Consider the following 18,322-nt stretch of genomic DNA (forward strand, 5'->3'; position numbering starts at 1 on the left):
CCGGCTCAGAGCGGCAGGCTCATGGGTCTTTTGCGGCCTGCCACCGAGGCCCGGAACGCTTCGGCGGTCTGCGGCACCAGCAGGGCCGCGACAATGGCCAGCGCCGGTCCGACGGCCATGGTGGCGAAGGCCGTCGTATAGGAGAAGTGATCGGTCACCACCCCGAAGGTGAACGGGCTGAGCGCACCCGCGAGCTGCCCGCCGAAGATGATCACCCCCGTCGCCGCGCCGATGTACGCGCTGGGCAGCGCCCGCAGCGGCACCGAGAAGGCGGGCATCATGGCCATGCCCGCCACCAGCGTCATGGCCGTGCCCGCGACGACGAACAGCGGGAAGTACTCGATGCGCGGCAGGATGAACAGCATCAGGGCGGTGAAGGCCATGGACGGCACCACGATCACCCGCGGCCGCCCGCCCAGGCGATCGGACATGCGCGCCCCGATCACCACGCCCGCCGCCGCGCCGAGCGTGGACGGCACCGCGGCGAAGGCGATGGCGGCGAAGGAGATTCCGCGATCCTCGTGCAGGAAGGTCGGCGTCCACGCCGTCACGCCCCACACCAGCACGTCGTAGCCGAAGAAGATGACGGCGAAGCCCAGGATGGCGGGGGAGAACAGCACCTTGCGCCGTTCGGCCGAGCTCAGGCCCATGGTGACGGGCTGCACGTCCTGGGTGAGCGGTTCCGGCATCCACTTGCGCCAGGCCAGGATGACCGCCACGCCGAGCACGGAGATGATCGCGAACATCCACCGCCATCCGATGGTCGGCAGCATGATGCCCGCGATCACCGAGGCCAGCAGGATGCCCACCGCGTTCGAGGAGTTCATCCATCCGGTCGCGGTGGTGCGCTGTTCGGGCACACTGCGTTCGGCCAGCGCCTTGATGGCGGCGGCCGGGAAGACGCCCTGTACCAGCCCGAACAGGAACCGCATGGCGAGCAGGACCGCGAAAGACCAGGCCACCGCGGTCAATCCGGTGAAGATCGACCAGGCGACGAGCCCGACCACGCCGACCCGCAGGGCGCCGTAGCGATCCGCCAGCAGCCCCGCCGGAACCTGAATGGCCGCATAGGCCACGAAGAAGATCGAGACCAGCAGCCCCTGCTGGGTGTGATCGAGACCGAGGTCCGCACCGATGGCCGGCAGCGCGAAATTGATCACGGTCCGGTCGATGTAGTCGACTACCCATGCCGCGAACAGCAGCATGACGGTGATCCGTGTCGTGCGTGGCATCCGTGCCCCTTCATCGAACGAGGCGTGGCGGAATGCCACGAAAGCCCCATGGCCCGAGGATATGGCGAACCACCGTTTTGCGTCCTCCCGCCCATTTTGGGGGCTAGCGGTTGCGATTCGGGCAACACCAGGGCAAATGTCGGCCAACTCCGCAGGTCAATGCCGCCGCCCCCGGTGCGTTGAACCGAGCGGGCGGGTGATCCGTTCTACCGGATGAGCTGGTCGTGATCCGGTAGCGGTCGATATGCCCGTGAGGGTGTTTCCGCGTCCGGGACAGCTACCCCGCCGGGTTTCCGCGGCAGGGTATTCGTGCGCCCAAATGTGCTGTCTATCAGCATATTTCGGGTAAGAACGTGACCCGGGACACATTGCCCGGGGGGTGAGAACCTAGATACCTTGTGAGCGATGTATCGCGCACAATGCAATTCGAAATGGGGGATCATGTCCGAACGCGGACCGGTGACCCGGACGGTCGCGGACGTCATCGTCGCGCGGCTGGCGGAGCACACCGATCACCTCTTCGGGGTGGGCGGTGCGAATATCGAGGACGTCTACGACGCGGTGGCGCGGCGGCCGGATGTCATGACGGGCATTGTGGCCAAACACGAATTCGGGGCCGCCGCCATGGCGGACGGATACGCGCGTGCCACCAACCGGCTCGGGGTGGTGGCCGCGACCTCCGGCGGCGGGGCGATGAATCTGCTTGCCGCGCTGGCGGAGTCGCACGACTCGCGGGTGCCGGTGCTGGCGCTGGTGGGGCAGCCGCCGACCGGGCTGGAAGGGCGCGGGGCGTTCCAGGACACCAGCGGCGGGCCGGGGCTGCTGGATGCCGAGCGGATCTTCGCGGCGGTATCGCGGTTCTGCGCGAAGGTCACTCGACTATCGGATCTGAATGCGCTGGACTGGGCCATCGACGCCGCGCTCGCCGGTGGACCGGCGGTCCTGCTGCTACCCAAGGACATTCAGGCCGCGAAGGTCGTGACCGCAGGGCACGGCGGGCAGGCAGGGGATGCGCCCCCGGCGGCCGTCGGCCGCGAGTTGCGCCGGCTATCGGCGGAATTCCGGTCGCACACACCCGGTCTGGTCGACTCGGCCGCCGGGCTGATCGCGTCGGCCGGTCGCGGACCCGCGGTCGTCATCGCCGGACCGGAGATCGCGCGGGCCGACGCCCGCGCGGAACTCGCGGCCTTCGCCGCGGCCCTCGACGCCTCGGTGCTGGTCACCCCGGATGCGAAAGACGCCTTCCCGAACGACGATCCGCGCTTCGCCGGAGTCACCGGGATCATGGGTCACCCGCACGTCCCCGGCCTGGTGGCCGAGTCCGCCCTGTGCGTGCTGGCAGGCGCGGCGCTGCCGATGACCGCGCGCGCCGGTTTGGACGATGCGCTGGCGGCGTGCCCGCGCGTGCTACACCTGGGTGACCAGGGACCCTTCGTCACACCGCACATCCGGGTTTCCGGGCCGCTGCGGCTGCGTCTGCGGGAACTCACTCGCCATCCCGGCGTGCCCGTGGCCGGGATCCACACGAGCCGGGGAGACTCCGGCCAAGAGCACGCCGGAATGACGGAGAGGTTCCCCGAGCTCGTTCCGCCGCCGGCGACCGGTCCGGGCGTGCGATATCGGGACGCTGTCACCGCCATAGCCGCTCGCCTGGACCCCGGCACCGATGTGGTCGCCGATGCCGGGAACACCGGCGCCGCAGTGGTGCACCACCTTCCGGTGCCCGAAGGCGGCCGGTTCCTCATCGCGCTCGGCATGGGCGGGATGGGGTACTCGTTCGGGGCCGGGATCGGATGCGCGCTGGGGCGCGGGCGGCGCACGGTCGTGATCGCCGGGGACGGTGCGTATTTCATGCACGGGCACGAGGTGCACACGGCGATCGAATATCAGGTCCCCGTCACCTTCGTCGTCTTCAACAACAACGCGCACGCCATGTGCGTCACCCGGGAACAGCTGTACTACTCCGGCGACTACACCTACAACCGTTTCGGGCCCGCGCGGCTCGGCGACGGCGTGGCCGCCATGTTCCCGGATCTGCCCGCCTACAGCGCGGCCACCCTCGCGGAATTCGAGACCGCGCTGGACAAGACCCGGATCGAGGCCGGTCCGGCATTCATCGAACTTCGGTGCGATCCCGACGAGATCCCGCCGTTCGCACCATTTCTGAAGGAGCACACCGCATGACCGAATCCGTGCACGCCGCACCCGTCGAGGTCCCGGACGTGGGGGTGCCGGGCGTCTACCGCATCGAGACCCTGGCCATGAAGGAGGGCATGCCGATGGTGCTGGACATGACCCGCGCCGTGTACCCGCACGACGAGATCTTCGGCGAGTACTGCACCGTCAACGAGTACATCGCCGCACCGCCCGACGAGGTGTACGAGTACCTGTCCGATACCCGCAGCCTGTGCGAATGGACCTACAGCATGCGGGGTTTCGAGCGCACCGGGCAGCCCGATCTGTGGGTGTCCGATGACCGGATCGGCTCGCACACCCGCATCTACACGCGCACGGTCGCCAATCCCGAGGCGCGCACGGTGGACTATCACTGCGCCTGGGATCAGGGCGAACACCTGTGGATGATCTACCTGATGCGGGTCGTGGACGCGCAACTGGTGCTCGGCAAGCCGGGATCGGTGGTGCTGTGGACCAACTGCCACCACCCGTTCTACGACGAGAACGGCTACCCGGACACCGCGCCGCCGGACCGCCCGGTGTGGGTCGGCGACTTCTGGCACCTCTTCGCCGCCGGGCATCTGCTGGAACTGCGCAATCTCAAAGCCATTTGCGAACACCGGCACGCCAACGGGCTGCCCATCAAGCCGGAATGGATGGTCTGACCATGAGCACCGTCAGCCTCATCGACGTCGCCGGGTACCTGCCCGAGAACATCGTCTCCGCAGACTATTTCGCGCAGTACGCGGATCCGGAGGACATCACCGCCAACACCATGTTCAAGGCCCCGAAGTTCCGCCGTCATATCGCGCCGGGGGAGACCCCGGCCGATATGGCGGAACGAGCCGTGGCTCCCATCCTGGCGCGGCAGGGCCGGGATGTGCTGGGCGACATCGACATTCTCATCGTGCACACCCAGCTGCCCGAGACCGGCATCGTCGGCAATGGCGGTGAGGTCGCCGCGCGGCTCGGTATCGAACCCGAATGGCTGATCGACCTGCACAATGGCGGCTGCGCGGCCTTCGTGCACGGCATGAAGCTGGCCCGGCAGCTGCTGCTGAGCACCGACGCCCGGGCGGCGCTCATCGTGACCGTGCAGAACGTGGCCGGTCAGGTGTTCACCCAGGAGCAGGTGCGCGGGAAACCGCAGGCCGCCATCCCGGGTGACGGCGCGGGCGCGGGACTGCTGGTGAAATCCGGGGATTCGCCCATTCTCGATATCGAGACCAGGCATCTGCCGGAGTTCGCGGGGCAGATGACCGTCATCGCGGATCCGCCGCGCCGCTACTGGGAGGCCGGCGCGGGGCAGATGCACGTCGGCTTCACCGAATCCAAGATCGCCAAGGTGCTCGGCCGCGGCAATCGCATCGTGCCCGAGGTCGCGCACGCGGTGTGCGGACGGCTGGGCGTCGCCTCCAGCGAGCTCGACCTGCTGGTCACCAATCAGCCCAACCGGGCTTTCCTGCGCAACTGGCGCGATGCGCTGCAGCTGCCGCCGGAGCGGCATCCGGACACCTTCGACGAGTGCGGAAACCTGTTCGCCGCGGGCATTCCGGTGACCTTCGACCGCGCGGTGGACGAGGGCCGGGTCCCGGCCGGATCACTGGTCATGTTCGCCGGTTTCGCGCACGCGGGCGATTTCGCCGCGGCCGCCGCCGTGCGCTGGGGCGGGCGCTGATCATGCGCCGCGCGCCCGCGCCGGCCCGGTTCGGCCATCGGCTCCAGCTCAACGAGAACCCCTACGGGCCACCGCCGTCCGTGCGCGCGGCGCTGGCGCACGCCCTGGCCTCGGCGAACCGGTATCCGGAATTCCTGCCGCAGCGGCTGCCCCGGCTCATTGCCGAACGGCTCGGCCTGGCGCCGGACCGGGTGGTGGTGGGTGCGGGGGCAACCGGGGTGATCATGCACATCGTCCAGGAGTTCGGTTCCGCCGGAACGCATGTCGTCATGGCCACGCCGACCTTCGACGGCTATCCCATCCTGACCGCCATGGCCGGCGGCCACCCGGTCGAGGTGCCGCTCACCGGCGACGGGCGGCAGGACCTGGCGGCCATCGCGCGGGCGGTGGACGAGCGCACCCGGCTGGTGGTGCTGTGCAGTCCGCACAATCCGACCGGAACTCTCATCGCCCCGGTCGAATTGGCGGCCTTCCTGCGGCAGGTGCCCGCCGGGGTGATGGTCGTCCTGGACGAGGCGTACGTGGATTTCGTGGTCGGCGCCGACCGCCTCGAGGTGGCGGCGCTGCTCGACCGCCATCCGAATCTGTTGGTGCTGCGCACCTTTTCGAAGGCGTACGGCCTGGCGGCGCTGCGGGTCGGCTACGCCCTCGGCGATCCGGAGACCATCGCACGAATCGCCCGGTGGCAGTTGCCCTTCGGCATGAACGCCCTTGCCGAGGTAGGCGTGCGCGCCAGCTACGAGGCCGAACCGGAGATCGCGGCGCGGGTGCGGACGATCGGCGAGCACCGGCGGCGGCTCAGCGCGGGACTGCGCGAGCTGGGCCTGTCGGTCCCCGACAGCCATGCCAACTTCGCGTACGCGACCCTGCCCGGCCCGGATATCGATCGGGTCGGAACCGCGTTGGCGGGCGCCGACATCCACGTCAAGCACTATCCGACCGGAATCCGCATTACCGTCGGGGACCGGGCGGCCACGGAGGCGGTGCTCGACGCCGTACGCAGTACAGTGCAGTAATGCACGAGAATCCGCCTGCTGGACCCGAGGGGCGCCGGGCCGGAGCGGACGAGGAGATCGACTACGCACTGCTGTCCTTGGGCGCGCAGCTGTGTTTCGCGCTGTACTCCACGTCGCGGTCCATGACCGCGGCGTACCGTCCGTTCCTGGACGCCATGCATCTCACCTATCCGCAGTATCTGGTGCTGCTGGCGCTGTGGGAGCGCCCGGGCATCACCATGAAAGAGCTCGGCGAGCACGTCCACCTCGACTACGGCACCGTCTCGCCGCTGGTCGGCCGCCTGCAGACCCGCGGCCTGGTGGAGAGCGTGCGCAGCGAGGTGGACGCGCGCGCGGTCATCCTGCGCGCCACTCCCGCCAGCGAGGAACTCCAGCACGCCGCACAGGACATGATCCGCACCGTGCTCGATCGCGTCGGCATGTCGCTCGAGGATGTGACCGCGCTGCGCGATCGGGTCAAGGCGCTCGGTCTCCGCCTCGACGCGGTCGTGGCCTCCGCCCGCGCGCGCTAGCCCACGGCGGTTCCGAGCGCTTGGTCGGCAGTGCTCCTCGTCATTCCGGTTGGGACCTCTGCCCACACGCCCGGGTGGGCGGGCGCACATTTCGTGGCCCGTTGTAATGGTCCCGCGCACATTGTGATCCAGAGCGCACCATCGGAGCATTGTGGCCCGGACCGGAAACCGCCCGGCCCGTCAGTGTGCCCAGAGAGGTCGTCAGCAGATGGTTTCCACCACGGTTGCTCCCCGCGAATTCGACGTGCCGGTGTCCTACGCACTGGCCGAGGATGCGGCGCTGACCGACGTCGTCGACGATCTCGCCGCGAATTCGCCTGATTTCGTGGCCTTCCGCACGCCGGGGGACGGCGGCTGGACCGATATCACCGCCGCGCAGTTCGCCGCCGAGGTGCGCGCGCTGGCCAAGGGCATCATCGCCTCGGGCATCGAGGCCGGCGATCGCGTGGCCATCATGGCCGCCACCCGCTACGAGTGGACGCTCATCGACTACGCCATCTGGACCGCCGGCGCGTGCACGGTCGCCATCTACGACTCCTCGGCCACCGAGCAGGCCCGCTGGATCCTCGAGGACTCCGCCACCAAACTGCTGCTCGTCGAGAACGACCGGCACGCGGCCACCGTCGCGACCATTGCCACCCCCGATCTGCGCGAGACCCTGAGCATCGACGCGGGCGCGGTGGCCGAGCTCGTCGAACGCGGAAAGTCCCTCGGCGACGAGGTTTTGGCCGAGCGCCGGGCCCGGGTGCGCGCCGCCTCCCCGGCCACCCTCATCTACACCTCCGGCACCACCGGGCGGCCCAAGGGCGTGGTGCTCACCCACGCGAACCTGCTCTCCGAGTCCGCCTCCGGCAAGATCGCGCTGCGCCATCTGATGAAGGAGGGGCAGTCCACCCTCATGTTCCTACCGCTGGCGCACGTCTTCGCGCGCGCCATCGCGGTGGGCGCGCTGAGTGCCAAGGTCACCGTCGCGCACACCGCCGACTGGACCACGCTGACCGACCAGTTCGCCGCCTTCCGGCCGCACTTCATCCTGGCCGTGCCGCGCGTGTTCGAGAAGGTCTTCAATGCCGCGAAGCAGAAGGCCCACGATGCCGGCAAGGGCCGCATCTTCGATCTCGCCGCCGATACCGCCATCGCCTGGAGCGAGGCCCAGCAGACCGGCGGCCCGGGTCTGGGGCTGCGCGTCAAGCACGCCGTCTTCGACAAGCTGGTCTACTCGAAACTCCGTGCGGCCCTGGGCGGTCGCTGCGAAGGCGCGGTCTCCGGCGGCGGTCCCCTCGGCGCGCGGCTCGGCCACTTCTTCCGCGGCGTGGGCATTCCGGTCTTCGAGGGCTACGGCCTCACCGAGACCAGCGCCGCCATTACCGTGAACACCGCCACCCACATGCGCGTCGGCACCGTGGGCCTGCCCATCGAGGGCAATGCCGTGCGCATCGCCGAGGACGGCGAGGTCCTGCTCAAGGGCAATGTGGTCTTCAACGGGTACTGGAAGAATGACGCCGCCAGCGCGGAAGCCCTGTCCGACGGCTGGTTCCACACCGGCGACCTGGGCGCGCTGGACTCCGACGGGTTCCTGTCCATCACCGGCCGTAAGAAGGAGATCATCGTCACCGCCGCCGGCAAGAACGTCTCCCCGGCCCCGATGGAGGACTCGCTGCGCGCGCACCCGCTGATCAGCCAGTGCATGGTGGTCGGCGACAACAAGCCGTTCGTGGCGGTGCTCATCACCCTCGATCCGGAAACCCTGCCCGGCTGGAAGCAGCGCAACGGGGTGGCCGCGGAGACCGCCATCGACGCGCTGATCGATCACCCGGCCCTGCTGGCGGAAATCAATGCCGCCGTGGCCGATACCAATGCCAAGGTCTCGAAGGCAGAGGCCATCAAGAAGATTCGCATCCTCACCACGGACTGGACCCAGGAGACCGGGGAACTCACCCCGAAGATGTCGCTCAAGCGCGCCGTCGTGCTGGAGAAGTACGCCGCCGAGGTCGGCGCCATCTACGCCTGACGCGCACTCCCGCCGCCGAAGATCCGGTGCGCTTCCAGCGCCAGCTGGATCTCGGTGGCCGAGCGGGGCGAGGTGAGGCGGCGGCCGGTGAGGGTCGCGACCCGATTGAGGCGCAGGCGCACCGTATTGCGGTGGCAGAACTGGGCCGCCGCGATGGCGGACACCTCGCCGTCGTGGGCGAACCAGGCGCGCAGGGTGTCCAGCAGGGTCTCGCGATCGTGCGCGGGCAGGGCCAGCACCGGGCCCAGCACCGTGCGCGACAGCGCGGTGGCGACCTCGGGCGACCCGGCCAGCAGCACCGGGAGCAGCGCGTCGTCGTAGCGGAGGACCTCGCGGGAGCCGGGCTGGGTTGCGGCGCAGGCCAATTCGGACTGCCGCAGCGCGGCCGGCGCCTCGGTCAGGGTGGGGAAGGGTGAGCTGATGCCGACCCGCCCGATGGCGCGCTCGGAGAGGATGGCCAGCAGCCGCTGTTCGGTGAATCGCGGTGTGAGAACCACGATTCCGACCTGCCCGACGGCCCGGACCCGCCATGCCGAGGAGACGCCGAGCACCGAGAGGGTCTTGGCGATCCCCGGAAGGGCTTCCGCGGCTTCGGCATCGGTGGCCGCCACGACCGCGTAGGTGCCCTGCGGCGGGAGGCCCAGGGTGCGGGCGCATTCCCAGAGGCGGGCCCCTTCGACCTGGCCGGTGAGCAGCGCGTCCAGCGCGGCGTCGTGGGCGCGGGCATCGCGGCGCAGCTGTTCGGCCACGGCCTCCTGATAGCCGGCGGTGAGGGCCTGGGAGTAATCGTCGACCAGCTGCCAGACCTCGGCGGCGGCGGTGAGCAGCGCCCGATTGTCATCCGGATCGTCGCGGGTCTCCGCCAGCAGCTCGTCCCAGACCACGCCGGAGCCGATGCGATAGGCGCGCAGCACCGCGGGCAGCGGCACCCCGATCTCGGCGCGGCGGTAACCGGTGTCCCGGGGCGTCGAGGTGTGCACGCCGGGTTTCCCGGCGAGAAAGCCGAGCACGGCGGAGAGATTGGCCTTGTTGGACCGGCGCAGCTCCTCCCGCTCCACCAGGCGCAGTTCGCCGTAGACGGGCTCGACCTGCTCGATTTCGGTGACCACCCGGTCCACCACCTCGTCGAGCCGGTCGAGGAGGGCGGTGCAGGCGCGGACCATGAAGGCGCCGGTCCGGGGGTATTCCATGGTCCGATGATCACATATCGGCTGTTGACGGCCCGCCAATGTAGGTGTAACCATGAGGTACATCTAAATTGCTGTCTCTGGAGAGGCCCTGACAATGACGTCGGCACCCGTGAAGACCGATCCCGTGGTCGCGCTGGCTCGGCAGTACGCCGAGAAGCTGCTCCTGCTGTCGCAGGGATCGGTGGACAAACATTTCGATCCTTTCACCGATATCGATTGGGACAACCCCGATTTCGAGGTCGCCGCCGATGACCCGCGCTGGATCCTGCCGAAATCCGGCGATATGTTCGGCCGCCATCCCTGGTATCTCGCACTGCCGGACCGGCGCAAGATCGAGATCGGGCTGTGGCGGCAGGCCAATATCGCCAAGGTGGGCCTGCAGTTCGAGACGCTGCTCATCGGCGGCATGGTGCAGCACACCTTCAAGCTGCCCAATGGTTCGCCGGAGTTCCGGTACTGCACCCACGAGGTCATCGAGGAGTGCAACCACACCCTGATGTTCCAGGAGATGGTGAACCGCATCGGCAAGGATGTGCCGGGTATGGGGCCGATCCTCAAGCGGCTCACCTATGTGGTCCCGCCGCTGGCCGCGCTGTTCCCGAATCTGTTCTTCATCGCCGTGTTGTCGGGCGAGGAGCCGATCGACCACATCCAGAAGGCCATCCTGCGCGCCGGCGAGGAGGTGCATCCGATCATGCGCGGCGTCATGGCGATTCACATCGCCGAGGAGGCGCGGCACATCTCCTTCGCGCACGAGTTCCTGGAACATCATGTGCCGGAGTCGAATCCGCTGAACAAGTTCGTGCTGTCGCTGGCCTTCCCGATTGTCATGTGGATCGGCGGGCGGGCCATCATCGTGCCGCCGCGGGCCTTCTTCCGGGAGTTCGGCATCCCGGCGGCGGTGCGCCGGGAGGTCTTCTTCGGACTGCCCGATTCCAAGGAGACCTTCGCCGGGTATTTCGGCGACGTGCGGGCGCTGGCCAAGCGGATCGGGCTGATGAATCCGGTGGCCAAGCAGGTGTGGAAGGTGCTCGGCATCGACGGCCCGGTCACGCGGTACCGCTCCGAGCCGGAGCGGGCGGGTCGCGCCCGGGCGGCGTAGCCGGTCAGGTAGACGTAACCTGGAATAACATGTAATACTCGGTGCGGCCGGACGCCGGTGTCCGGCCGCGACCAGACGAAGCGAGTTACCTCAATGACGCGGCATGTCGACGTACTGATCATCGGCGCGGGCCTGTCCGGTATCGGCATGGCCTGCCATCTCACCAAGGAGCAGACCGGGCGCAGCTACCTCATCCTGGAGCGGCGCACCGCCATCGGCGGGACCTGGGATCTGTTCCGGTATCCGGGCATTCGCTCCGACTCCGATATGTACACCTTCGGCTTCGGCTTCCGGCCCTGGCACGGCACCAAAGTGCTGGCCGACGGACCGCACATCCGGCAGTACATCGAGGACACCGCCGCGGAGTACGGCGTCATCGACCATATTCGCTTCGGCCGCAGGATGACTCGTGCGAGCTGGTCCTCGGAGCGGGGGCTGTGGACCGTCGAGGCCGTCGACGAGCGCACCGGCAAGACCGAGACCTACACCAGCGACTTCGTGGTCGGCTGCACCGGTTACTACGACTACGACAACGGCTATCGCCCGGAGTTCCCCGGTGAGGAGAACTTCCGCGGGCGGATCGTGCACCCGCAGCACTGGCCGGAGGATCTCGACTACACCGGTAAGAAGGTCGTCGTGATCGGCAGCGGCGCAACCGCCATCACGCTGATCCCGGCCATGAGCAAGGACGCCGCGCACGTCACCATGCTGCAGCGCTCGCCCACCTACATTGCCGCGCTGCCCGCCGACGATCCGGTCGCGGTCGGCCTGAAGCTGGCGAAAGTGCCTGCCGCCCTGGCCTACAAGGCCGGACGCGCCCGCAATATCGCCCTGCAGCGGGCCAGCTACCAGCTCTCGCGCACCAATCCCAAACTGTCGCGCAAGCTCATGCTGGCGGCGGTGCGGGCCCAGGTCGGCCCGGGCATCGACATGAAGCATTTCACCCCGAGCTACGACCCGTGGGATCAGCGCCTGTGCGTGGTGCCCAATGGCGATCTGTTCCGGGTGCTGCGCAGCGGCAAGGCGTCGATTGCGACCGATCACATCGACACCTTCACCGAGCACGGCATTCGCCTGCGCTCGGGCGAGGAGCTCGAGGCCGATATCGTCATCAGCGCGACCGGCCTGACCGTGCAGATGCTCGGCGGCGCGGACCTCGAGATCGACGGCGAAGTGCAGCGGACTCGGGACCTGGTGGCCTACAAGGGCGCGCTGCTCGGCAATATCCCCAACTTCATGGTCGTGCTCGGCTACACCAACGCCTCCTGGACACTGAAGGCCGATCTGGCCGCCGAATACTTCTGCCGCCTGCTCAATCACATGCGCGACAACGGATACACCGAGGTCGTCGCGGTTCCCGAACCGGGCGACAAGTCCGAGGCATCCCTCATGGGCGGGGCGCTGACCTCCGGCTACATCCAGCGCGGCGACGGCGTCATGCCCCGGCAGGGCACCCGTGGGCCGTGGATGGTCATCAACAACTACTTCCGCGATCGCGCGCTGCTGCGCAAGGGCGCGCTGGAGGACGGCATCCTGCGCTTCGGCCGCGGTGCGCGGCGGGCCGCTCCGGAACCGGCCGAAACCCGGTCCGCCTGAACCGCTTCCAAGATCATGCCAGTTTCCGGCTTGCTGGACCTTTCGGACAGGTTCCGGGGCTCGGAGGATGGGATGATGACGATTGCGCCGACTCCAGTTCAGTTTCCGGCCATCGCCCGGGAGATGTTCGCGCCCGCGGTGACCTATCTCAATACGGCCAGCTACGGGCTGCTGCCGAAGCCCGGCGCCGCCGCCCTCGCCGAGGCCGCGGAGCGGCAGTCCCGGGGCGACCTCGACATCCTGGTCGATGATCTGGTCCACGAGTGCCGGGTCGCCTTCGGTGAGCTGACCGGATTCCAGGCGCACCAGGTCGCCACCGGCTCGCAGGTCTCGCAACTGGTCGGGCTGGTGGCGCAGAGCCTGCCCGCGGGCGCGGCCGTGGTCGTGCCCGAGAACGAGTTCACCTCGGTGATCTGGCCTTTCCTGGTGCGGCCCGACCTGGATGTGCGCACCGTGCCGCTGGCGGAGCTGGCCGCTGCGGTGCGCCCCGGCGTCGCCCTGGTGGCCGCCGCGGTGGCGCAGTCCGCCGACGGCGGTCTGGTGGACATGCCGGCCGTGGTGGCCGCGGCGCGCGCGTGCGGGGCGAAGGTGCTGTTCGATCTCAGTCAGGCGGCCGGCTGGCTGCCGGTGCGCGATACCGGCGCGGACTGGGTGGTGAGCGTCGGCCACAAGTGGCTGCTGGGCCCGAAGGGCATGTCCTTCCTGGCCGGGACCGATGCCGCGCTGGACACGCTGCGCCCGCTGGCCGCGGGCTGGTACTCCGGCTACACCCCGCTGGAGACCTGCTACGGCGCGCCGCTGCGGCAGGCCGAGGATGCCCGGCGCTTCGACGTGTCGCCGGTGTGGTCCATTCTGACCGCGCAGCGGATCGGCCTGGATCTGGTGCGGTCGATCGGGATCGAGGAGATCCAGCGGCACGATGTGGCGCTGGCCCGGCGGTTGCAGGCGGGACTCGGGCTGCCGCTCGGGAATTCGGCCATCGTGTCGGTCGAGGTGGCGCCCGGCACCTTGGAGCGGCTGCGGGCCGCGCAGGTCACCGGGTCGGTGCGCGATGGCCGGCTGCGGCTGGCCTGCCACCTCTACAACACCGAGGCGGATATCGACCGGGCGCTGGAAGTGCTGACCGCGTAGCGGTTTCGGCCGGGCCGGACTACCGGGTCAGACGGGCTGGAATCCGGCTCCGACGCCCTTGCTCGCGTTCACGACCGAGCGGACCGCGTCGAACGATACGGCGATGACCGGCGTATGCAGTGGATTGTTGCCGTCGGTGCAGCTGAAGCGCAGCACCCGGGTGTCGTTGATCAGCGGGCCGGAGACCATGCCCACCAGCCGGTCGCCCACCGTGAGCGGCCCGCCGGAATCGCCGTAGCCCGAGCACGCCTGATCGATGAACCCGTACGGGCTGGAAGCCCAGACCAGCCCGCAGGCGCGTCCGCTGGTGCGGCCGTTCTGGCAGACCACATTCCCGGCGGGCGGGGGTTCTCCGATGCCGGCGATGGTGGTGCCGCCCACCGTGCGCAGCGGCGTGACCGCGCCGGCGTCGAATTCGATGACCGCGTAGTCGAGTTGGGCATCCGAGGTCACCACGACTCCCACCACGCCCGCATCCGGGAATTGCTCACCCGAGACCGGGGTGCCCGCTTCGGCGCAGTGCCCGGCGGTGAACCCGACCAGGCGGCCCGCCCGGTCGTAGCCGATGGTTGTCAGGCTGCATTTGGCGCCGCCCCCGAGCACGATGCCGGATCCGCCCCCGAGCGCCGCCGGCGGACCGGCCTGAGCCGGTGCGGCCGGGAAAAACCCGACCGTGGCGGCGACCACGGCGGGAATCACCCACCGGGTGAATCCGAGCATCTGGAACCGTCCGTCCGTCTCGTCCTGGAGTTTGCGTCCAGTTTGCCAGCCCTGCGATAGGACCCGCACCCGGATCATTGTTCGTAGTGCAGGCTACCCAGGACTGGTGGATCGAATCGGCCGGTCGGCGCACTCGTGGGATCCGGTCCCGCGACGGTACCGCTACTCCCCTCCCGGTAGCGGTACCTCGCGGGCAGGTCATCCGGTCGGGCTCACGATCAGCAGCACGACCGTCACCGTGCAGGTCGCGGCCGTGATCGAGGCCATGGCCCAGCGGGAGATGTGCCGGCTCCCGGTCCGGATATTGGTGAGGCTCGAGGCCCGGAACTCGCCGCCGCGCCGGGAGTAGCCCTCGGCGAAGGCCGGATCGCCGCGCCGCAGGTCGTGCCCGTACCAGGGCAGGAAGTGCAGGCTCCAGGGCGTGCCCGCGTCATCGGTGAGGCCCAGCCGCAGCCCGGTGCGGGAGCGGACGGGCGCCAGCCGGCCCGCGATGCGCGCGATCGGCGTCGAGCGCGAACGCGCCGCCGTGTGCACGCAGCCGGCCGCGGCCAGCACCCCGCCCAGCGTCGCCGCCATGACCGTGCGGGGCAGCGGCGGAATGGCCTCGAGCACCAGCAGGAAGGTGGCGAGCACGAACCAGAACGGTTGCAGCACCCGCATTTCCATGGGGACGGGGTCCGTGGTCACGGTGCCGACGAGGCTGGACCGGCGGCGCAGATATCGGGGTGTGGCATCGGCGTACATGGTGGCCCCGGCGTCGAGGGTCAGGGGCGGACCGGCGCGGTGGCGCCGCGCCGGTGCGACCGGAAATGGGCGTAGCCGGGGCCGTGCCCGCCGCGGTGCAGATCGCGCTGCGCCACTCGAACCGACAGGCGCACAACCACTTCCCGCAGCGAGATGCCCAGCTCGGCGGCGTGCACCGCGGCCATGGCCAGGGCCTGTTCGCTGTCGGCCGGTTCGGGATCGCTCAGGATTTCGTCGAGGGCCATACCGCTGATGGCCTGCTCGCGGGTGAGTTCGCGCTCCGACAGCCAGCTCAGAATCCAGACGTCGGTGGAATCGATTGCGCACACGGCGATTTCGGGAGTCAGGTCACTGGAGATCGACCAGGGCGTGATGGTGAGGGCCATGGGGTGCGAACACCTCCTGCTTCAGAAGGGCCTGTGCCATTAATGCTAGGGCACGACACTGATGACTGAAAGCGAGTATTTGTGTCGTGCAAAGCCATTGAAAATCATGATGTGCTCGAAAAGTATCAGTGAAGATACTCGGTATCGTGAATATGCTTGTAGATACGCAGATTGGCTCAGGATTTCGGCGCAAGAGGCGAGTGTCAAGCTCTTGACAAACGTCCAGGAGGGATCAAGGTCCTTGTCTTGTAACGCTGTTCGGGGTCCTATCCGAACCAATCGGAAAACTCTCTCTAGTTATGTGGCACGTTTGACACCTCATGCTTAGGATGGGTCCGGCATGACACGTTCTGGGCGCAGAGATGCAGATGGATGGGAGACGCAGCATGTCCCGCTCGGCCTCGGACGGTGAGCAGGTCGGCAAGCTGGTGCGCCGGCTCCGCGAGGAGCGCCGCCTCACACAACAGGCACTGGCCGACCAGACCGGCTGCTCGCGCAGTCTGATCCAGCAGATCGAAAACGGTACTCGCGTACCACCTCTCGCGCTCCGGGAGCGACTCAGTTCGGTGCTCGGTGAGCGGCTGCCCACCGCCGGCACCGAAACCGACGCCGATCTCGCGGGCAGTGAACTCCGGATGCGCTTCAGCATTCTGCTCGGCAAGGATCCGGCCGCGGTCGAACGCGTGCTGACCATCGCGGAGAGCATTGTCAATGCCAATGCGGCGCGTGCGGAGGTCGCGCCGCTGCGCTTCATCGCCGAACGCCAGCTGGAGCGCGCCGAGGAGGTGCTGACCCAGATTCCCTCGGGCAGCGCCACGGTGTGGGAATGGAACACCATCAATGACTGGCTGGCCGTGCTGGGCCGCGCCCAGCAGGCCATTTGCGCCATTCACACCGCCGACCTGGGCACCATCAGCGGCGATGTCGGCGATGAGTACCACGCCGAAATTCTGCGGCTGGCCGGCGCCGGGGTGTGGGTGCGGCGGTTGTATGTTCTGGACGATATCGCCGATGTCGAGTCCTATGAGGACAAGCTCTGGCAACAGGTGCGCGCGGGTGTGGAAACGGTACTGGTCAATCGCCGTTTCGCGAGCAACGCGCAAAGCATGTTGATCGTCGATGAGAACTATGTGGCAACCGGCGAATACGATTACGCCCGCCGGGAACGGGTCGCGACCCGTTTCTCCGCACTGAAGCACGATATTCAGTTCGCACAGACCAGGTTCAACAAACTCTACGATCTCAGGAGCGTCGGAATGGCCCTCGTGGTCAACGACATCGCCGCCCTGCCGCAGCTGGCCGCGTTCCAGCGGCTCGGCCAGGACGACTGTCGCAACCTGTTCCGCACCGCGCTGCGGCAGGCTTGGAACGACGAGGGTGAGCCGCCCGTCGAAGGCGATCACCCGTGACCGAATCCCAGGCACGGCTGTGCCCGGACCCGGTGCGCATGACGACCCGCTCCGATGAGCGTAAGAAGGCCGCCCGCGCTTACCTCGGCCCGGCCCCCCGGTTTCCGGGCCTTCGGACGCCCGCCTATCGCGGCGTCATCGACGCCTACCACGGCGAGGCCGGGGTGCCGATGGACGAACCCGCCGCCGCCGCGCTCACTGCCGCATGGACGGAGCTGATGACGCGGACGCAGCCGGAGGAGTACCTCGACGGTGCGCTGTACGACAAGAAGCAGCCGGTGGTGCTCCGAAAGCTGGCCGCGGAGCAGCTGTTCCGGCGCTTGTCGGCGCCCGCGCCGGAACTGGCCGGGGTCCCGATCGATCTGTCCGAGGTCATCGTGTGCCCGTACTCGAGCACCGTCCTGCTGGAAGAGGCGGTCGCCACCATCGCCCGCCCCGGCGGGGTGCTGGTGTGCCCGGAGGGGTACTACAAGAGCGCCAGTGTGCATGTGGCCAAATACGATCTGCGGATGGTCGCCAGCGCGGCGACGCCGGATGCGCAGTTCAAGATAGATCCGCGGGCGCTGGCCGCCACCCTGGAACATCATGCGCGCCAAGGGGATCTGTGCGGCGTGCTGCTCACCCTGCCCGGCAATCCGGTGGTCGCGCGGTACTCCGTCGACGAGCTGATCGAGATCGGCCGGGTGCTGATCGAGGCGCGGGTGCCGGTCATCTGCGATATGTCCTTCGATCTGCTGGTGGACGATCACATTCCGATCGCCGCCGTCACCGTGCCCACCGCGGACGGCCCGGTCCGGCTCTACGACCACGTGTTGACGATCACCGGTAATTCCAAGGCGTACAACGCGTTCGGGCCCTGCAAACTGGGCGCGGCCTGCACCGGCGACAAGGCGTGGCTGGCGCGGGTCCGCAACCGCCTGCAGGTCGCCTGCCAGCGCGAGACCACGCACCTGGTGCGCGCGACCATCGAGCACACCACCGAGGAGTACCTGGCGCGCAACCGCCGCACCATGCGCGACCAGATCGACCGCGCCTGCGCGCTGCTCGACGGCATCAACACCCGCGCCGGTGCGGAACTGCTGCGCCCGCTGGGCGCCCGGCAGGGCATGTTCCTCACCGTCGAATTCGAGGCGGCGCTGCTGGCCGCCGCCGGGGTGCGCACCAGCTCCGAACTGGAGGACCTGCTGCTCACGGTGGCCGGAATCGATTGCGTCGCACTGGATCGCACCGGATCACCGCGCCCGGCTGTACGCCTCAACGTGGTGGCTCCGCGCTTCGGCCCCGGCCGCGAGGACCCGGAGCTGATCGGCGAGCTCTTCGACCGGCTCGAATGCCTGGTGCTGCGCATGCGCGACGGCCTGCGCTATCGAGACGCCCTGCTGGAGAGACGGATTCCCGAGATGGCGGCGGCATCGTGATC

The 18,322-nt window shown here is 68.6% G+C and carries 16 protein-coding genes; 11 read left to right on the forward strand and 5 right to left on the reverse strand.

Features of this window, described 5'->3' with window-relative positions:
* Positions 1-5: 5 nt before the first annotated feature.
* On the reverse strand, positions 6-1,232 hold the full coding sequence (locus ACYQ5L_RS07370) for an MFS transporter (RefSeq protein ID WP_459956517.1): 1,227 nt from the start codon (positions 1,230-1,232) through the stop codon (positions 6-8).
* A 441-nt stretch (positions 1,233-1,673) separates the two neighbouring features.
* Here ACYQ5L_RS07370 and ACYQ5L_RS07375 point away from each other — a divergent pair, with 441 nt between their 5' ends.
* The 6 genes from ACYQ5L_RS07375 (at position 1,674) to ACYQ5L_RS07400 (ending at position 8,624) form a co-directional block, all read left to right on the forward strand.
* On the forward strand, positions 1,674-3,416 hold the full coding sequence (locus ACYQ5L_RS07375; protein WP_459956519.1) for a thiamine pyrophosphate-binding protein: 1,743 nt from the start codon (positions 1,674-1,676) through the stop codon (positions 3,414-3,416).
* Entirely contained in the window at positions 3,413-4,072 is a 660-nt protein-coding gene (locus ACYQ5L_RS07380) for an SRPBCC family protein (RefSeq protein ID WP_459956521.1), read from the forward strand. The genes ACYQ5L_RS07375 and ACYQ5L_RS07380 overlap by 4 nt, the downstream gene beginning before the upstream one ends.
* Positions 4,073-4,074: 2 nt before the next feature.
* A complete protein-coding gene (locus ACYQ5L_RS07385) occupies positions 4,075-5,085 on the forward strand; it encodes a 3-oxoacyl-ACP synthase III family protein (protein WP_459956523.1) in 1,011 nt (336 codons plus the stop codon).
* A gap of 2 nt (positions 5,086-5,087) precedes the next feature.
* On the forward strand, positions 5,088-6,101 hold the full coding sequence (locus tag ACYQ5L_RS07390) for a pyridoxal phosphate-dependent aminotransferase (protein WP_459956525.1): 1,014 nt from the start codon (positions 5,088-5,090) through the stop codon (positions 6,099-6,101).
* Between the two features lie 122 nt (positions 6,102-6,223).
* Positions 6,224-6,613 (forward strand): MarR family winged helix-turn-helix transcriptional regulator, encoded by a 390-nt coding sequence (locus ACYQ5L_RS07395; protein ID WP_459963346.1) that lies wholly within the window; start codon positions 6,224-6,226, stop codon positions 6,611-6,613.
* Between the two features lie 208 nt (positions 6,614-6,821).
* On the forward strand, positions 6,822-8,624 hold the full coding sequence (locus ACYQ5L_RS07400; RefSeq protein ID WP_459956527.1) for an AMP-dependent synthetase/ligase: 1,803 nt from the start codon (positions 6,822-6,824) through the stop codon (positions 8,622-8,624).
* Here the strand turns inward: ACYQ5L_RS07400 and ACYQ5L_RS07405 are convergent.
* Positions 8,615-9,814 carry a PucR family transcriptional regulator gene (locus ACYQ5L_RS07405; protein WP_459956529.1) on the reverse strand — a complete coding sequence of 400 codons (1,200 nt, stop codon included), beginning with the start codon at positions 9,812-9,814 and terminating at the stop codon, positions 8,615-8,617. The two genes, ACYQ5L_RS07400 and ACYQ5L_RS07405, sit on opposite strands and share 10 nt — an antisense overlap.
* A gap of 88 nt (positions 9,815-9,902) precedes the next feature.
* Between ACYQ5L_RS07405 and ACYQ5L_RS07410 the strand changes: the two genes are divergently transcribed.
* The 3 genes from ACYQ5L_RS07410 to ACYQ5L_RS07420 all read left to right on the forward strand — a co-directional run bounded on the left by ACYQ5L_RS07410 (position 9,903) and on the right by ACYQ5L_RS07420 (position 13,643).
* Positions 9,903-10,916: an AurF N-oxygenase family protein gene (locus ACYQ5L_RS07410; protein WP_459963347.1), complete on the forward strand. Its 1,014-nt coding sequence runs from the start codon at positions 9,903-9,905 to the stop codon at positions 10,914-10,916.
* A 93-nt stretch (positions 10,917-11,009) separates the two neighbouring features.
* Positions 11,010-12,512 carry a flavin-containing monooxygenase gene (locus ACYQ5L_RS07415; protein ID WP_459956531.1) on the forward strand — a complete coding sequence of 501 codons (1,503 nt, stop codon included), beginning with the start codon at positions 11,010-11,012 and terminating at the stop codon, positions 12,510-12,512.
* Between the two features lie 75 nt (positions 12,513-12,587).
* Positions 12,588-13,643 carry an aminotransferase class V-fold PLP-dependent enzyme gene (locus ACYQ5L_RS07420; protein ID WP_459956532.1) on the forward strand — a complete coding sequence of 352 codons (1,056 nt, stop codon included), beginning with the start codon at positions 12,588-12,590 and terminating at the stop codon, positions 13,641-13,643.
* A 27-nt stretch (positions 13,644-13,670) separates the two neighbouring features.
* On the opposite strand, the gene ACYQ5L_RS07425 is transcribed toward ACYQ5L_RS07420, so the two are convergent.
* The 3 genes from ACYQ5L_RS07425 to ACYQ5L_RS07435 all read right to left on the reverse strand — a co-directional run bounded on the left by ACYQ5L_RS07425 (position 13,671) and on the right by ACYQ5L_RS07435 (position 15,493).
* Positions 13,671-14,432, reverse strand: coding sequence for a chymotrypsin family serine protease (locus tag ACYQ5L_RS07425; protein WP_459956534.1), 762 nt, complete (start codon positions 14,430-14,432; stop codon positions 13,671-13,673).
* Positions 14,433-14,561: 129 nt separating this feature from the next.
* Positions 14,562-15,107 carry a hypothetical protein gene (locus tag ACYQ5L_RS07430; protein WP_459956536.1) on the reverse strand — a complete coding sequence of 182 codons (546 nt, stop codon included), beginning with the start codon at positions 15,105-15,107 and terminating at the stop codon, positions 14,562-14,564.
* A 20-nt stretch (positions 15,108-15,127) separates the two neighbouring features.
* Positions 15,128-15,493, reverse strand: coding sequence for a hypothetical protein (locus ACYQ5L_RS07435; protein WP_459956538.1), 366 nt, complete (start codon positions 15,491-15,493; stop codon positions 15,128-15,130).
* Positions 15,494-15,879: 386 nt separating this feature from the next.
* Between ACYQ5L_RS07435 and ACYQ5L_RS07440 the strand changes: the two genes are divergently transcribed.
* Entirely contained in the window at positions 15,880-16,902 is a 1,023-nt protein-coding gene (locus ACYQ5L_RS07440) for a helix-turn-helix domain-containing protein (RefSeq protein WP_379202688.1), read from the forward strand.
* Positions 16,899-18,320 (forward strand): pyridoxal phosphate-dependent aminotransferase, encoded by a 1,422-nt coding sequence (locus ACYQ5L_RS07445; RefSeq protein ID WP_459956540.1) that lies wholly within the window; start codon positions 16,899-16,901, stop codon positions 18,318-18,320. The genes ACYQ5L_RS07440 and ACYQ5L_RS07445 overlap by 4 nt, the downstream gene beginning before the upstream one ends.
* Positions 18,321-18,322 lie beyond the last annotated feature (2 nt).

This window comes from Nocardia sp. IFM 10818, assembly GCF_054655275.1.

Bases quoted from the DNA above. Each gene is read 5' to 3' on its own strand.
- ACYQ5L_RS07370 (WP_459956517.1), bottom strand. From the start codon at position 1,232: ATGCCACGCACGACACGGATCACCGTCATGCTGCTGTTCGCGGCATGG.
- ACYQ5L_RS07375 (WP_459956519.1), top strand. From the start codon at position 1,674: ATGTCCGAACGCGGACCGGTGACCCGGACGGTCGCGGACGTCATCGTC.
- ACYQ5L_RS07380 (WP_459956521.1), top strand. From the start codon at position 3,413: ATGACCGAATCCGTGCACGCCGCACCCGTCGAGGTCCCGGACGTGGGG.
- ACYQ5L_RS07385 (WP_459956523.1), top strand. From the start codon at position 4,075: ATGAGCACCGTCAGCCTCATCGACGTCGCCGGGTACCTGCCCGAGAAC.
- ACYQ5L_RS07390 (WP_459956525.1), top strand. From the start codon at position 5,088: ATGCGCCGCGCGCCCGCGCCGGCCCGGTTCGGCCATCGGCTCCAGCTC.
- ACYQ5L_RS07395 (WP_459963346.1), top strand. From the start codon at position 6,224: ATGACCGCGGCGTACCGTCCGTTCCTGGACGCCATGCATCTCACCTAT.
- ACYQ5L_RS07400 (WP_459956527.1), top strand. From the start codon at position 6,822: ATGGTTTCCACCACGGTTGCTCCCCGCGAATTCGACGTGCCGGTGTCC.
- ACYQ5L_RS07405 (WP_459956529.1), bottom strand. From the start codon at position 9,814: ATGGAATACCCCCGGACCGGCGCCTTCATGGTCCGCGCCTGCACCGCC.
- ACYQ5L_RS07415 (WP_459956531.1), top strand. From the start codon at position 11,010: ATGACGCGGCATGTCGACGTACTGATCATCGGCGCGGGCCTGTCCGGT.
- ACYQ5L_RS07420 (WP_459956532.1), top strand. From the start codon at position 12,588: ATGACGATTGCGCCGACTCCAGTTCAGTTTCCGGCCATCGCCCGGGAG.
- ACYQ5L_RS07430 (WP_459956536.1), bottom strand. From the start codon at position 15,107: ATGTACGCCGATGCCACACCCCGATATCTGCGCCGCCGGTCCAGCCTC.
- ACYQ5L_RS07435 (WP_459956538.1), bottom strand. From the start codon at position 15,493: ATGGCCCTCACCATCACGCCCTGGTCGATCTCCAGTGACCTGACTCCC.
- ACYQ5L_RS07440 (WP_379202688.1), top strand. From the start codon at position 15,880: ATGTCCCGCTCGGCCTCGGACGGTGAGCAGGTCGGCAAGCTGGTGCGC.